This window comes from Corynebacterium antarcticum (assembly GCF_016595285.2).
GTDB lineage: Bacteria > Actinomycetota > Actinomycetes > Mycobacteriales > Mycobacteriaceae > Corynebacterium > Corynebacterium antarcticum.
The window spans coordinates 477,312-492,373 of record NZ_JAENIP020000002.1; the positions used below are offsets into that span (position 1 = coordinate 477,312).

Sequence of the window (15,062 nt, forward strand, 5' to 3'; positions counted from 1 at the left end):
ATGCCCCCTGCGGGGGATCGGTGCGATCATTGACGGCATGGCAACGACCCCGACCCCGCGACGCCCCTATCCCCGCTTCACCCGGATCCGTCAGGGGCGCGTCATCGGGGGAGTGGCCACAGGGCTGTCCCGGCACCTCGGGGTCGATGTGCGGGTCGTGCGGCTGCTGCTCGCCCTCAGCTGCCTGCTCAGCGGTGCGGGGGTGCTCTGCTACGCGCTGATCTGGGTGCTGTTCAGTCAGGTCGACGGTGCTCCGGCCCCCGGAGCACCGTCCGGGGCGCCGGAGGCGTCACGGACGGATCATCTCCTGGTCGCGCTCGCCGTCGTCGGGGCACTGACGGCCTTCGCCCTGGTCGCCGGGTCGACGGCGGTGAGATGGTGGCCGCTGCTGATCATCGGCATGGGAGCCGTCATCGTCTGGCGCACCTATGACCGCGGCATGGATTTCTCGGAGCTGCGCGGTGGGGTGCCCACGCTCCTGGCCGGCGGGACGCTCGTGCTCACCGGGATCGTTCTCGTGCTGGTGAACTGGGAGAACCGGCAGGCCTTCGGGACGACCCTCATGGCGGTGCTGCTCACCCTCGCGGGGGTCGCGGTTCTCGGCGTGCCGCTCGGATTGAAGATGTGGGAGGAACTCACCCTGGAACGCGCGGAACGTCTCGCGGCCGCCGAACGCGCCGAGATCGCCTCCCGACTGCACGACTCGGTCCTGCAGACACTCGCGCTGATCCAGAAGCGCGCCGGGGAGGACACGGAGATCGCCGCACTCGCGCGCAGTCAGGAACGCGAGCTCCGGCAGTGGCTGTTCGGCCAGCAGGAGAACGCTGCTGCAGGTGCCGCCACCACCGTGTTCGCCGCGCTGAAACTCGCGTGCGGGGAGGTCGAGGACACCTACTCCGTCCGGATCGCACCGGTCACCGTCGGCGCGGACGGTCCCCTCACCGAGACCACCCGGGCGGTCGCCCTCGCCGCCCGGGAAGCCATGGTCAACGCCGCCCGGCACTCCGGGGTGCGGGACATCGACGTCTACGCCGAGAACCTCGCCGGGGAACTGTCCGTCTACGTCCGGGACCGGGGCTGCGGATTCGACCCGGAGAAGATCCCGGACGGGCACCACGGGTTGGCGGAATCGGTGCGGGGCCGGGTCACCCGTGCCGGGGGCACCGCGCAGATCAGATCCGCCCCCGGGGACGGCACCGAGGTCATCCTCCGTGTGCCCGTCGACGGGTAATCTCAGGGGTGTGCAGATGCGACGGGTGAGGTGAACGGAGCGGACATGATCACGGTGTTTCTGGTGGATGACCACTCGGTGTTCCGCGCGGGGGTGCGGGCGGAACTGGCCGGGGTGGTGGACATCGTCGGGGAGGCGGGCACCGTGGCCGAGGCGGTCGAGGGGATCATCTCGACGGCACCTGACGTCGTGCTCCTCGACGTCCACATGCCGGACGGTGGTGGATGCGCGGTGATCCGGGAGGTCCGCAACCGGTGTCCGGACACGGTGTTCCTCGCGTTGTCCGTGTCCGACGCGGCGGAGGATGTGATCGCCGTGATCCGTGAGGGGGCGCGGGGCTACGTGACCAAGACGATCTCCGGAGAGGAGCTCGCTGACGCGGTGCGCCGGGTCCGGGACGGTGACGCGGTGTTCTCCCCGAGACTCGCCGGATTCGTCCTCGACGCATTCTGCGCGCCGGACGCCGGAGCCGGTGCCGGTGTGGTGGATGCGCCTGAGGCGGACGCCGCCGTCGAGAGGCAGCAGTCGGTACCGCAGGTGGATCCGCTCGTCGACGCGCTCACCCGGCGGGAACTCGAGGTCCTGCGTCTGCTCGCCCGCGGCTACACCTACCGGGAGATCGGCGCGGAGCTGTTCATCTCGGTCAAGACGGTGGAGACCCACGCCTCGAACATCCTGCGCAAGACCCAGCAGTCCAACCGGCACGCACTGACCCGATGGGCGCAGTCCCACAAGCTGGACTGACGCCCCTCCTTCCACCTGCGTTGATCGGGGATTGTCCGGGTCCGGCTTGAAATCGCCTTCCGGGTCGAGTTGACTGAGGGCGTGAATGGAACACATGTTCGAACCGGTGGTGGTGTGGTCCGTGCGCCGGACCTTTCCGGGATGGACCGCCCGGAACGTGTCCGTGCCCTGAAGGCCGCTCTCGCGACGCTGGACGGCGGGGTGTCCCCCATGACCGCGGCCGACCTCCGTTCCGAAGCGGTGCCCGGTGCATCGACCGGGGGGAAACGCCGTTCCCCGCAGACCACCGGGGAAACCGGCGACCCCGGGCATTCCGTGGTCCCGGTTCCCCGTGCGCTCGCCGACTGTCTGCCCGGGGGCGGGCTCCCGCGTCGCGCGATCACCACGGTGGCGGACTGCCCGGCGTTCATCATCGAGCTCCTCGCCGCCGCGACAGGGCGCGGCTCCCACGTGGCCGTGGTCGGGTGGCCGGATCTCCTGCTCACCGGCGTTGCCGACGCCGGTGGGATCCTCGACTCGATCGTGGTCGTCCCGGACCCGGGGGACAGGCCCTTCTCCGTCGTAGGCATGCTCGTCGAGGGGATGGACCTGGTCGTCCACCGCAGCGCCGGGAGTGACCGGGTCAGTGCCACGCAGGCCAGGCCATTGCTCGCCAGGGTGCGGCGGGGGACCGCCGCTCTTCTCGTCGTCGGCGCCCGGTTCCCGGCATCCGCGGTGCGGATCGGCGCGGACATCACGGCCTATCACGGCGTCGGTGCCGGTTCGGGTCGGATCAGAGGCTTCGATCTCTCCGTGGAGGTCGTGACGAAAGGGGCTCCGCCGCGGGAGGTCCTCCTGCGGGTGGGGCGGGGTCCGGGGACTGATGCGACGGGGGTCGTCCGACGGACACCCCGGATCCCCGGTCTGCAGGTGGTCCGGGCGGGATGAGTGACACCCGGATTCTGGCACTGTGGTTTCCCGACTGGCCGATCCAGGCGGCTGTGCTCGCCGGTGATGTGCCCGATGGCGATGTCCCGGTCGCCGTCGCGGGATCGGACCCGGTGCGGGGCGTGGTGAAGGTCTGCGGGGCTCAGGCCAGGAAGGCCGGTGTGCGTCGTGGGATGAGGTTGCGGCGGGCCCGCGAGGTCTGTCCGGCACTGACACTGATCGACGACGTCCCGGAGCGCGACGCCCGCATGTTCGAGCAGGTGCTGGCCGGGGTGGATGATGTCGCCGCGTCCGTCGAGGTGCTGCGCCCCGGGCTGCTCGTCGTCGACGCGGCAACGGCGGCGAGATACCACGGAGGGGAGGACACCGCGGCGCAGCGGCTCATCGACGCGGCGGCGCTCGCCGGTGTGGACTGTTTCGCCGGGATCGCCGACGAGATCGCCACCGCACTCATCGCCGCCCGTGTGGGGGCGGTGGTTCCGGAGGGCGGGTCCGCCGAGTTCCTCGCGCCCGGGGACCTCCGGCTCGCTGTCGCGGAGGAGGCGCTCGGTTGTGCTCCGGGCACCGTCGAGACCTTCTTGGAGCTCGGGGTGCGGACCTTCGGTGACCTCGCGGCCCTCTCCCGGCCGGCGGTGATGACCCGGTTCGGGGAATCCGGGGCCGCCCTGCACCGACTGGCCCGGGCGGAGACCTCCAGGGAGATCGCACCCGCACTCCCGGCGACCCCACTGGCGGTGAGTCATGAACCGGACAGCCCCGTCGCCAGGGTCGACGAGGCCGCGTTCCTGGCCCGCGCGCTGGCCACGAGACTGCACCGGCGGCTGGCTGATGCCGGCCTGTGCTGTCGACGCCTGAAGGTGCAGGCCACGATCCTCGTGGACGGGCGGGAGAGTGTGCTCGAACGGATCTGGCGCACACGGGAACCGCTCACCGAGCAGTCGACGGCGGAGAGGGTGCGGTGGCAGCTCGACGGATGGCTCACGTCCCGCATGGCGGAGACCCCCGGTGCCGGAGTTCCGGACGACGGGGCCCCGGATTCCGGGATCGTCCGGCTGACACTCGACCCGGTGGAGGTCACCACCCCGGAGGGGACGGGACTGTGGGACACCGGTACCGCGGCCGATGGTGCCGCGGGGCGGGTGATCACCCGGGTGCAGTCGGTGTTGGGGACGGATGCGGTTCTCCGTCCCCGGCCCACCGGAGGGCGGAGCCCGGTGGAACGCATCGAGTTCGTCCCGGTGGGGGAGGACCGCGGCCCGGTCCGTGATGATCCCGCATGGCCCGGTGCGCTGCCCGGTCCGCATCCGGCCAGGCGCGGAGGGGGAGTCGCGCACCCGACGTCCCGGGTGCGGCTCCTCGATGCCGGGGATCACCCGGTGAAGGTAACGGCCGAGGTCCTGCTCGACCGTCCACCGCACACGGTGCACTGGGGTACGGCCCGGTACCGGGTGACCGGATGGGCCGGGCCGTGGCCCGTGGACGAACGGTGGTGGGACCCGGATGCCCGGTTCAGGTGCGCGCGGGTGCAGATCATCGCCGAAGACACGTCGGATCGGGAGAGTACCGGGTGCCAGGCGTGGCTGCTGATGTGGTTGAAGGAACGGTGGCTCATCGAGGCCAGCTACCGCTGACCGGGTCGGTCCTAGCCCCGCAGGATGTCGATGACCAGCCGGGAGGGGTTCTCCAGTGTCTGGACGGAGTAGGGGTGCCTGCCGCCGTTGACCCCGATGACGAACTGGGTCCGACCCTCGAAGCTGATCCCGGAGGTCACACCCGCCACGATGGGGCCGGGACCTGTGGTCGTCCCGATCTGAGGGGCCTCCATGCCGAGGTTGAAGGGGTAGGTGGTGCCGTCGATGTTGACCTCGATCGCGGAGTCCCCCGGGAACTCGATCGGGAACCCGCTGCCCTGCTCCGCCGGGCGGTCGTTGTAGTCGATGAACCAGCCGGGTGATCCGTCGCCGGTGAGGTCGAAGACGACACGGTCGAAGCCCTCGTGCGTTCCCAGCCGGACCCCGGTGACCACGAGTTGTGCGCCCGGCTCAGGGCGCAGCGTCTTCATCGTGGTGTCGGCGTCCCCCAGCGGGGTGAGCCCGGCGTCGGCACGTGTGGCCCCGGTGGTCCCCGACTCCTCCCGACTGCTCGGGGAGGATGTCCTCGTCATGGTGGAGGTGACGGTACCCACCGCGGTGACGGGGTCGACCGAGCGGTCGCCGCCGTCGGTGGTGCCGCAGGCGGACAGTGCGAGTGCGCTGGCCACCCCGATCACCCCGACAGTGCGTCGCGGCGAGAAGTTCACAGGCGGGAGAGTCATGGCTTCACGGTAACTGTCGCCGGGGCATCAGGGAAAGTTCTCGGTCGAGTTGTGTGGGATCGTGAGAGAATTGTTGTGAAATGCACCTTCCGTCGCGTCAGCCCACGGCCGCCCATCCGGAGGCGTCCGGGCCGATCGTGGTTATTCTTGGCACATGAGTTCCAGAACGGATTCCGGCCGCTCCCCGAGATGCTCCGACACCCACGGTGAGCCGTTGCCGGGAACCGCAAAGAAGGGCACCACCTATCTCATCGTCGAGCATTCCCACGGGTGGGGACGGGACGTGCTCGACGGTGAGGCTCTCGGTGCGGAACTCGCGGCCCGGATCCGGGAATTCGTGGATGCGGCCGGAGCCGCGTTCCACCTGATCCGCCGGCCGGGGCGCCGATCCCGCGAGGGATCGCCGATCCGGGCCTACCTGATCTTCACTTCGTCTCCGGCCCCGGACGCCCCGGCCCCGTCGATCGAGGCATGTGACCTGCCCGGTGGGATTGAGGACGTGTTCGACCTCGACCTGAGCGGACCTGGACGCAACACCGTACTGGGGATGCGCCCGGTCCCCCACCCCCTGGTACTCGTCTGCACGCACGGCAAGCGGGATCTGTGCTGCGCGGTGAAGGGGCGCCCGATGGCGAGCGCCATGCGCGCCGCAGCCTCCTCGATGGAGGCTCTCCTCCGCGGTGGAAGCACGGGCCCCTGTTCCGTCGACGGCGCCGGGAGCGCGTCCGGGGTCGACGAGCCACCTGATGTGGTGTGGGAATCCTCGCACACAGGAGGGCACCGTTTCGCACCGTCGATGATCCTCCTCCCCTGGGGCTACTCCTACGGCCGGATCAGCACGGACCAGGGGATGGCGATGCTGTCGACCCTGGCGCGTGGTGAGCTGCCGTTGCCGGGTCTGCGCGGCAGGGGTTGCTACGACGGGCCCGGTCAGGCCGCCGAGGTGCACGTGGCCGCGGAGCTGTCCGCGGGGGGATGCCCCGTGGCGCCGGGGGAACTCGCCGTGTCCGGGGACGGGGGAGCCACCGCGGACACCGTGCGGCGCACGGTCACCCGGCCCGATGGAGGCCGCTGGGCGGTGGAGCTCCGGCACCGGTACCTTCCTCCGGTCCTCAAGTCATGCGGCAAGGAACCCGCGGCGGCCGACACCTGGGAAGTGACCGGGTCCCGGCGTCTGGATCCGGGGGAGTGAATCAGCTGATCATCCGCAGGGCGGATGACGGGACGACTGAACTGTCCCCGGTCGATGTGCTGCTCATCGTCGATTCCGGTTACCCGTTCCACATCGGTGGTGTCGGGACGGTTGTCGACCAGCTGCTGGCGGGGAACCCGGGGCTGAGCTTCGGGATCGTCCACCTGTGTCTGACCGAACCCCGGTCGGACCGCTACGGGGTGCCGGAATCGGTGCGCTGGATCGATGTGGTGCCGCTGGTCGGAACCGCCACCCCTCGTCGTCCCGTTCCCGGACCGGTGGAACGGATCCCCGCACTGCTGGAGGCCGCCGGACACGGCGACGCGGTCGCACTGGACCGATTGCTCGGGTACCTGACCGGCGGTGCACCCGGCTCGTCCGTCCGGGAGGTTGTCGATGCGCTGGCCTCACACTGGCGCACGACGGGGTCGGCCAGGGTGGCGGTCGGGGAGCTCGTGGAGGTCGTCCTGGGGCTTTCCGCGCGGAGTTATCCGGAGACCGGTGTCGTCCACGCACAGTCCGCGCGGTGGGCGGGTGCCCTCGGAATGCTGGTCGCGTCCCGGACCGGAGCACCACTCGTGGTCAGTGAGCACTCCCTGACGGTCGATGACGCTGCGCGGGATCTCGATGGGGTGGACTCCGCGGATCCGGTGTGGTTGCACTGGTACCGCGGGCTGGCGGTGGCGGTCCACGGCGCCGCTGATGCTTCGGTATTTCTGTCCGGGCGGGCGGCGGAACGGGCCAGGGGGTTCGGTTGCCGGCCACGACTGACCAGGATCGTGCCCAACGGTGCACACGGGGCGGAGGGGTTAGCCCGGATAACGTCGTTCGTGCGCTATCTGTCCAGGGCCTTCATTCCCGCGTGCCGGAACAGGTTGCTGTGCCTCGCCCGGCTGGTGCCGGACAAGGGGATCGAGATTCTCGTGGACGCGGTCGCCCGGTCGGCCGCCGGGGGGAGGGAGATCGCCGTCGACTTCATCGGCCCGTTGGATGATCCGGAACTCGTGGCGCGGTGCCGGGAACGTGCGGAGCGGGCCGGGGTCGGGGGCCTGGTCAGGTTCGAGGGCACCGTCGCCCCCCGCCGGTTGCGGTCCGTGATCACCAGGTATGACGCACTCGTCCTGCCGAGTCTGACGGAGGGGCAGCCGTTGGCGGTTCTCGAGGCCATGGCATGTGGTGTACCTGTCGTCGCCACCGCCGTCGGTGACGTGGCCGACCTGGTCGCGGGTCCCGGAGACCAGCCCGCCGGGCCCGTTGTACCTCCCGGGTCCGTGACGGATCTGGTGGAGGCGCTGGAGACGCTGACCGCGGGCGGCCCCCGGTACCGCGGCTGGGTGCGGGGTGCCCGGCGGCGGGGTGCCGCGCGCCCGGCAACCCGGACAGTGACCGGCTATCGCGCTGTGTGGCGGGAGATCGGCCTCGAGATCCCGGAAACTCGCGTACCTTCACCGGATGAGGCGCCACGTCATGGACCGGTGGTTCCGGGGAAGACGCCCCCCGGCCGCCCCGCGGACCGGGGGGCGGCCCGGACACCCGGGACACCGACCGCACGACACATGTTCGGCACCGGCTACAACCGTCCCCACCGAGGAGAGCACCAGTGAAACCACGTCCCAGACTCGCCTGGATCCGCTACGGCGGTCCGCTCGCCGAGGAACAGGTCGCGCTGGCGGCGCAGCGCTACCGCGCGGTGATCCTCCAGCCCTGGGAGACCCGCTTCGCGGAACAGCTCAAGGCACGCAACGGCGATGTGACGGTGCTGGCCTACCAGTGTCTGTCGTCGATACGCACCTATGAGCCGGGGCCCGTCTACAGTTCCGGGCTGCCACCGGCCGAGGCCCGGGCCCTCGACACCTGTGCCCGGCGACTCGACGGTTCACTCATCGAGTGGGCCCGGTATCAGGGTCATCTCCAGCAGCGGGTCTGGGATCCCCGTTACCGCGCCGCCTGGGTCGAAGCGGTGGTGGCGAACTTCCGGGACTCCCCGTTCGACGGGGTGATGGCCGACAACGACGTGTTCGACGACTACTACGACCTGTGTCCACCGTTGGAGGGTGGGACTGGCCTGCCGGAGATCCGCGATGCACTCGACCGGTTGGTGTCCGCCGCGGGCCGGGCGCTCAACGACGTGGACAAGGTCCTCGTCCCCAACATCGCCGAATCCCGGAGGGAGGAGGGGCGGTGGCGGAGGCACAGCAGGTACGGAGGCGGGCTGGAGGAATGCTGGATGGCCTGGGGGATGACCACCGGGCAACGGCTGGACATGGCCGCCGTTCTCGCACAGGTGGAGAGCCTCACGGCACCGGGACTCACGATCGCCCGGACCCCGGGGACGGGACACCCCGGAGATCCGAACCTGATCCTTGCACTGGCGGCCGCATGGGTGTTCGCCCCGACGTCGGACGTCGCGGTCACCGCGACGGACCACGACGGATACGATGCGGCCCCGTGGACGGAACTGGTGGACCTGGATCTGGGTGACCCGTGTCCGGAGGGGGTGGTCCAGCTGGGGGAGGGCGTATACGGGAGACGACTGACCCGTGGCCGTGCTGTTATCAACCTGTGTTCTGAACGGGTGCATCTGGACTCCCGATGGGGAGGAGGACCCCTCGATTCGTGGCGCGGCGTCATTTGTTCCGATCATTGATCGGCAGGAAAATAAAGCTGAAACTCAATTTCGGCGTGTGGGACGCTCTCGGTGCGTGCATTGGTAATTCATTTAAGGGTTGATTTTGGTGATTTCATCGGTTCGGGGGCGTTGAATACACAATCGTGACCTTTTTGATATCTTATATGTAAAATAATACCCCTATGGCTAATTGCGTTAGCTATGGGGGAGGGGCTTCCTTCCGGCTGGAAAACGGTCAATTTCGGCATGTTCGTTTCGGGGAGCTAACCGCAGGTCGCAAGCTTTATGCGTATGGGTATTGCCCACAAACGTTCATGGACAATAGGAGAATTCAGCTGATGTGTCCCGGGGGTGCTACCCATGGGTCGGACATTGCGTGACCGGAATCTATCGGCATAGATGGTGGAACAGGGCAGCGATTCCGATCATCCGGCGGACGACGTTCTGCTGTCGGAGACGGCGAACGGTGCGTGCGTCCGCTGTTTCCGGCATCGGCTCCCATCCATCTCCAACGATCAGCCACAGTCCCGGTGCCGTACGGTGCCCGATCTGCAGGTATCCCTGACGTCTCAGTGATGCTCCCCAGGGTGCGTCTTCTGAGGTTCCACCCGACGCCCCGTCCGACACGATTGCCCGAGGAGCGGCCAGCTATGCACAGAACCATCCCAGATAGTCACATCACCGGTAGGGCCGACACCTCCGCGCCATCGGATAGCCCGGAGGACTCCGTATCCCGCAACGGATTTGTCACGACCTGGGGCAGGTGGTTCGTGCTCGCCGGACTGGCAGTCCTCACGGTCGGCGCATGGTTCCTGCTCGCCGGACAGCACATCCCGCCCGCCATGTCCGCCGTCCTCGCTGTGGGCATCCTCGTCGCCGCGGGTGTCGGTGCCGTCTGGATCACCGGACGCGGAGGGGGGAGCCGGACGAGCCTGGTCCAGCTGGCTTCGGTGCTCTCCCCGACCATTCTGCTCATGACGGTCTTTCCCACGATCACCGACACCCTTCTCCGGACATCCATCGGGCAGACGACCACGATGACCGTGGTACTTGCGGTCTCGGTCACCGTTCCGTGGCTCTCCGGAGGTGTCTGCATGCCCGTCTACGAGCCGCTCTCCGGCGTCGACCGTGGGCCGGTGGGGATCCGCTCCGAGGAACGGACCCGGTTCTACGGTGAATTCTGCTCGGTGTGGCCGAGCCTCGTGGCGTGGATCCTGCCGCCACTCGCGGCCGCGACCCTCGTGATCAACCTGTTCTTCGGGTGGGGGGCGCCGGAAACCGCGTTCTACGCCCTCGGCGTCTTCACCAACATGCTGTTCGCACAGTCCCTCATCCCGCTGCAGGAGACCCGCCGATTCCGGACGATGATCGCTGCCTGGAGCTGCTACGCCGGTTTTCTGTTCATCGCCCCGGGGCTGTGGTGGCTCGCTCCGGTCGTCGGGATCCTTCCCACGGCCCTCGTCCTCGGGCGCGGGCTGTTCCGACTGTTCAACCCCACCGTGCTTCCCGCCGGGACCGCCGGAAGGGCACTGGTTCTCGGTCTGCTCTACGCCTGTGTCCTGTGGTCCGACAAGTTCCTGATCGTCGGGCACCTCTATCCCGGAGGCGTCGACATCTACGTCGTCTACGTCGCACTCGTACCGATGGTGGTCGCCACCGGTGTCTACTTCGCCGGCCAGTACGAGGTACTCCGCAGGGCCCTGGACGACATGCGGAACCTGGTCGACATTGTTCCCGCCCGTCACCTGCAGGAGAGCCTGCGGCAGGTCGCCCGCCGCGTCGAGAACACGGTCATCGTCACCGTGGGGGTGGCGACAGCGGTCGGTCTCGGCATGATGTTCGCCTTCCGGTGGTTCGGTTTCGTGTACTCGCCCGAGCTGCTCGCCCTGACCGTCAGCCCCCTGGCGATGCTGACACTCATGCTGGTCACATTCCAGATGGCCCAGTTGCAGAGTCGCTGGTCCGCCGCAGGGCTCTGTGCGGCGCATCTCGTCGCCGCGGTCCTCCTCATCAGTCTCGCCCCGCTGGCGCCGGCGCTGCTCATCCTGGCCGTCGTCGATGTCGCCGCGGCGATGTGGGGGACCCGGGAGTGCCGGAGAGTCGTCTCCGACGCCTCATTCGAACTGTTCTGGAAGCAGGCGGTGGAGTGGTGAACCCGAACCCGAAGATCCGTTTCCCGGGAGACGACAGAGAACTCGAAGCGGTCGATGTCGCCATAGTCATGGAATCGACCTACCCCTTCCTCAGGGGTGGGGTTTCCGCCGTGGTCCACGACATCATCACCCACAACCCGGAATTCACGTACGGAATCATCCACATCGCCTGGGACTCACAGCGCCCCAGGGAAGATCTCTACGGAGTGCCGGACAACGTGGCGTGGATTGACGTCGTGTATCTCTCCCTCGAGGAGAACCACGACGCTTTCAGTGCCGCGGTCCACGACCGTACCGGGTGGGGGAAGAGATCCGATGAGGAGGTGACCCGACGTTTCGTGTCCGCCCTCAGGTCGGGGATCGAGGGGGATCCCGACAGCTTGTGGCGGTTGTGGGAGGAATCCGTCAACCCCGTCACCCGGACCTGGCGGCTCTGGCCGGTGATCCGTACCCGGGCGATGATGGAGGCCGCGATAGAGGCGATGCCGAACCACGACGACACCACGGTGGGGGACCTGTTCTGGACGGTCCGGGACTTCTTCTCACTCGCCTACGCCCTCACCGACCGCGTCCACCCGCCCGCCAAGGTCTACCACGCCCACACGACGGGCTACGCGAGTCTCGTCGCGGCCGTGGCGGCCAGGCAACATGACGGGGCCTTCCTGCTCACGGAGCACAACCTGTACGTCCGTGACACGGTGAACACCCTCCTCGGCCGCACGATGAGCCTTCCGGTCACCAGGGAAAGCCACCTGGAGCTGCCCACGAACACCCCGGATTACCTGTGGACCCGGTGGTGGATCGAGATGGGCGCGATTCTGTATCCGTCGACCGACCACATCACCTATCTGTACCCCACCGCCATCGAGGAAGCCGCGGCTCTCGGCGGCGATCCCACCAAGTCCGAGGTCCTGCCCAACGGAATGCGCTGGGAGGACTTCGCCGAGGGGCGCGCCATCCGCGAAGAAGCGCTGGCCGAGATCGCCGCAGGGGTCAGGAAACAATGGCGCTTCGCCTGCATCGCCCGGGTCGTCCCCATCAAGGGCATCCACGAGTTGTTGAGCTCCATCTCGACGCTCGTGCGGGGGGGCCACGAGGACATCATCATCGATGTCCTGGGTCCGACGAACCACCTGCCCGAGTACTACGAGGAGTGTCTCGACTACGCCCGCGAACTGGGCATCGAGGACTACGTCAACTTCGAGGGGACGGTCAACGTCCGGGAACTTCTGCACACCTATGACGGTCTGGTCCTCGCGAGCTTCAATGAGGGGCAGCCGATCGTCGTCCTCGAGTCCATGGCCTGCGGTCTGCCGATCGTGGGCACCAACGTGGGGGGCATGGATGAACTCGTGTGCCTGCCGCTCCCCGGCCCGGACGGTGAAGTGGTCGGTCCCTGTGGTGTTCTGGTGAGTCCCGGGGACACCGAGGCGCTCGCCCGTGGCATCGCATCGGTCGTCGAGTCCGGTGAGCTGTACAAGACCTGGCACCTCAATGCGTTGGCCCGGCTCCGGGGAACATTCCTCATGCCGACCGTGATGGCCCGCTACAACGCGATCTACCGGCGACTCGGGGCCGGGAGCCCCGAGGTCGTCCGAAACCGCACGGCCGACCTCGGACGGGGTTCGGAGGACATCGTCAGTTCCACGAGTGTCGCCGAACTGAGGCGCGATTACCCGAAACGCCGCTGGCTGCGGGGCCGGAAACAGGACCGGGGCAGGCGGATGCGGGCCGGTGCCCAGCGCTCCGCCGCGATACGCAACTGCGTGGAGAAGGTCACGGGAGGAGTCCGGGACGCCGGTGGAGCGACCGCCCGCGCCGCGGGAAGGGCCGTGCTCCGTGTACTGGGACGCTGACTGACGGTGTTCCCTCCCGTCGCTACCGTCCCGGGACGGACAGCGAACCCCCGGTACAGGGCCCCGACATCGGGCCCTGTACCGGGGGTTCGCTCACTCGTGGGTTTCCTGTTGTCACCGGGATCGACCGAGGTGAACGGCGCGGGGGAGAACTAGCGGCGCATGACCTTCCTGGACAACCAGTTGCCCAGGAGCTGTGCGATCTGCACGATCACGATGATCGCCAGTGTGGCGACCAGGGTGACCGACCAGTTGAAGGACTGGTAGCCGTAGGTGATGGCGAAATCACCGAGCCCGCCGCCGCCGATGATTCCGGCCATCGCGGACATGTCGACCACGGCGATGAACAGGAAGGTGTAACCGAGGATCAGGGGCCCGAGTGCCTCGGGGATGATCACCGAGGTGATGATCTTCAGGGGAGAGGCCCCCATCGCTCGGGCGGCCTCGACGACACCGGGATCGATGGACACCAGGTTCTGCTCCACGATCCGGGCCACGCCGAAGGTCGCGGCGATCGACATGACGAACATGACCGCGTTCGTGCCGACGGTCGTGCCGATGACCTTCAGGGTCAGCGGACCGATCGCCGCGATGAGAATGATGAAGGGGATCGGGCGGATGAAGTTCACCAGCAGGTTGAGCACGGTGTAGACGAACTTGTTCCGCAGCACCCCCTGGTCCCGTGTGCTGTAGAGCAGGACGCCGATGATCAGCCCGAGGAATCCTCCGACGATCATGGTCACGATGACCATGAGCAGCGTGTCGCCGATCGCGTCGATGAATGTGCCGCCGAAACGGTCCCAGTCGAAGTCCAGTGCTTGGGTGGTGATGGTCATCTGAGGATCTCCTCGATGTCGGTGGTGCGGTCCAGGGCGTCACGGAACGTCTCGATGGGGGCGTCATCACCGGTGAGTCTGACGGTGACCTTGCCGAAGGAGTGGTGCTCCAGGGTGGTGATGCCGCCGTGGACGATGTTGATGCTCACACCGGCGGAACGTGCGTGGGCGGCGGCGGTGAAGAAGCCCGAGTTCTCGGTGAGGTTGATGGTGAACAGTCTCCCCTCGCCGGCGAGGAGATCGTCGGCCTCCACCTGGTCCGGGGTGTTGCGCAGGGTCGTGGCGACGAACTTCCTGGCGACCTCGGTCTGCGGATCCGAGAACACCTCGTACACGCTGCCCCACTCGACGACGCGGCCGTTCTCCATCACGGCCACCTTGTTGGCGATCTTGCGCACCACGTCCATCTCGTGCGTGATCACGACGATCGTGATCCCCAGCTCCCGGTTGACCTTCCGGAGCAGGTCCAGCACATCGTGGGTGGTCTCGGGATCGAGGGCGCTGGTCGCCTCGTCGGCGAGCAGGAGTGACGGGTTCGTCGCCAGCGCGCGGGCGATGCCGACACGCTGCTTCTGCCCACCGGACAGCTGCTCGGGGTAGCTGTCACCCTTGTCTCCCAGGCCGACGAACTCCAGGAGCTCCTGCACCCGGCGTTTACGCTCCGCCGCGCCGACCCCCGCGAGCTTCAGCGGGTAGGCGATGTTGCCCGCCGCCGTACGGGAGCTGAACAGGTTGAACTGCTGGAAGATCATGCCGATCCGGCGGCGTAGCTGACGCAGCTTCTTCTCCGGCATGCCGACGACATCGACGCCGTCGAGGAGCAGTTCCCCGGAGGTGGGGGTGTCCAGGCCGTTGATCATCCGGACCAGCGTCGATTTACCGGCACCGGAGTATCCGATGATTCCGATGATCTCGCCCGGCTCGACGGTCAGGGAGACGTCATCGAGAGCGGTGGTCGAGGTTCTCTTGTTGGTGAACACCTTGCTGATGTTCCGGAACTCGACCCTGGTTCCCGGCTGTGAGGTGTCGGTGTCTGCCACGGTGTGTGCTCGATTCTGTGGGGAGGAGCAGGTGTCTGCTGGATGGATACCGCCGTCACGGCGTGCCATCGGCCCCGACGGTACTCCGCCGGGGCCGATGGCCGGTCATTTTCGCAGCTCGAGGCGGGAATGACCGGCTG

The 15,062-nt window shown here is 68.0% G+C and carries 12 protein-coding genes; 9 read left to right on the forward strand and 3 right to left on the reverse strand.

Translation table 11 applies throughout. The features are described from left to right. Positions 1-37 precede the first annotated feature (37 nt). The 4 genes from JIM95_RS06380 (at position 38) to JIM95_RS06395 (ending at position 4,533) form a co-directional block, all read left to right on the forward strand. Positions 38-1,231: an ATP-binding protein gene (locus JIM95_RS06380; RefSeq protein ID WP_200260253.1), complete on the forward strand. Its 1,194-nt coding sequence runs from the start codon at positions 38-40 to the stop codon at positions 1,229-1,231. Positions 1,232-1,279: 48 nt separating this feature from the next. Beyond that, positions 1,280-1,975, forward strand: coding sequence for a response regulator (locus JIM95_RS06385; RefSeq protein ID WP_200260502.1), 696 nt, complete (start codon positions 1,280-1,282; stop codon positions 1,973-1,975). 141 nt (positions 1,976-2,116) lie between these two features. Beyond that, entirely contained in the window at positions 2,117-2,902 is a 786-nt protein-coding gene (locus tag JIM95_RS06390) for a hypothetical protein (RefSeq protein WP_200260250.1), read from the forward strand. Beyond that, on the forward strand, positions 2,899-4,533 hold the full coding sequence (locus JIM95_RS06395) for a DNA polymerase Y family protein (RefSeq protein ID WP_200260246.1): 1,635 nt from the start codon (positions 2,899-2,901) through the stop codon (positions 4,531-4,533). Before JIM95_RS06390 ends, JIM95_RS06395 begins: the two co-directional genes overlap by 4 nt. Positions 4,534-4,544: 11 nt before the next feature. On the opposite strand, the gene JIM95_RS06400 is transcribed toward JIM95_RS06395, so the two are convergent. Further along, a complete protein-coding gene (locus JIM95_RS06400) occupies positions 4,545-5,216 on the reverse strand; it encodes an AMIN-like domain-containing (lipo)protein (RefSeq protein ID WP_200260243.1) in 672 nt (223 codons plus the stop codon). Positions 5,217-5,370: 154 nt separating this feature from the next. On the opposite strand from JIM95_RS06400, the gene JIM95_RS06405 reads away from it, so the two are divergent. From JIM95_RS06405 to pelF, 5 genes are all read left to right on the forward strand, one after another. Further along, positions 5,371-6,408, forward strand: a complete 1,038-nt coding sequence (locus tag JIM95_RS06405) for a sucrase ferredoxin (RefSeq protein WP_200260240.1) — start codon at positions 5,371-5,373, stop codon at positions 6,406-6,408. Further along, entirely contained in the window at positions 6,405-8,012 is a 1,608-nt protein-coding gene (locus tag JIM95_RS06410; RefSeq protein WP_200260237.1) for a glycosyltransferase, read from the forward strand. Before JIM95_RS06405 ends, JIM95_RS06410 begins: the two co-directional genes overlap by 4 nt. Further along, positions 8,009-9,055 carry a putative glycoside hydrolase gene (locus JIM95_RS06415; protein WP_200260234.1) on the forward strand — a complete coding sequence of 349 codons (1,047 nt, stop codon included), beginning with the start codon at positions 8,009-8,011 and terminating at the stop codon, positions 9,053-9,055. The genes JIM95_RS06410 and JIM95_RS06415 overlap by 4 nt, the downstream gene beginning before the upstream one ends. Before the next feature lie 632 nt (positions 9,056-9,687). Further along, positions 9,688-11,190 (forward strand): hypothetical protein, encoded by a 1,503-nt coding sequence (locus JIM95_RS06420; protein WP_200260231.1) that lies wholly within the window; start codon positions 9,688-9,690, stop codon positions 11,188-11,190. Next, entirely contained in the window at positions 11,187-13,046 is a 1,860-nt protein-coding gene (pelF, locus tag JIM95_RS06425; protein ID WP_200260228.1) for a GT4 family glycosyltransferase PelF, read from the forward strand. The genes JIM95_RS06420 and pelF overlap by 4 nt, the downstream gene beginning before the upstream one ends. Before the next feature lie 152 nt (positions 13,047-13,198). Here the strand turns inward: pelF and JIM95_RS06430 are convergent, their stop codons facing one another. Together JIM95_RS06430 and JIM95_RS06435 are read right to left on the reverse strand one after the other, a co-directional pair. Beyond that, positions 13,199-13,876 carry a methionine ABC transporter permease gene (locus JIM95_RS06430; protein ID WP_200260499.1) on the reverse strand — a complete coding sequence of 226 codons (678 nt, stop codon included), beginning with the start codon at positions 13,874-13,876 and terminating at the stop codon, positions 13,199-13,201. Positions 13,877-13,878: 2 nt separating this feature from the next. Further along, entirely contained in the window at positions 13,879-14,991 is a 1,113-nt protein-coding gene (locus JIM95_RS06435; RefSeq protein WP_200260225.1) for a methionine ABC transporter ATP-binding protein, read from the reverse strand. Positions 14,992-15,062: the final 71 nt, after the last annotated feature.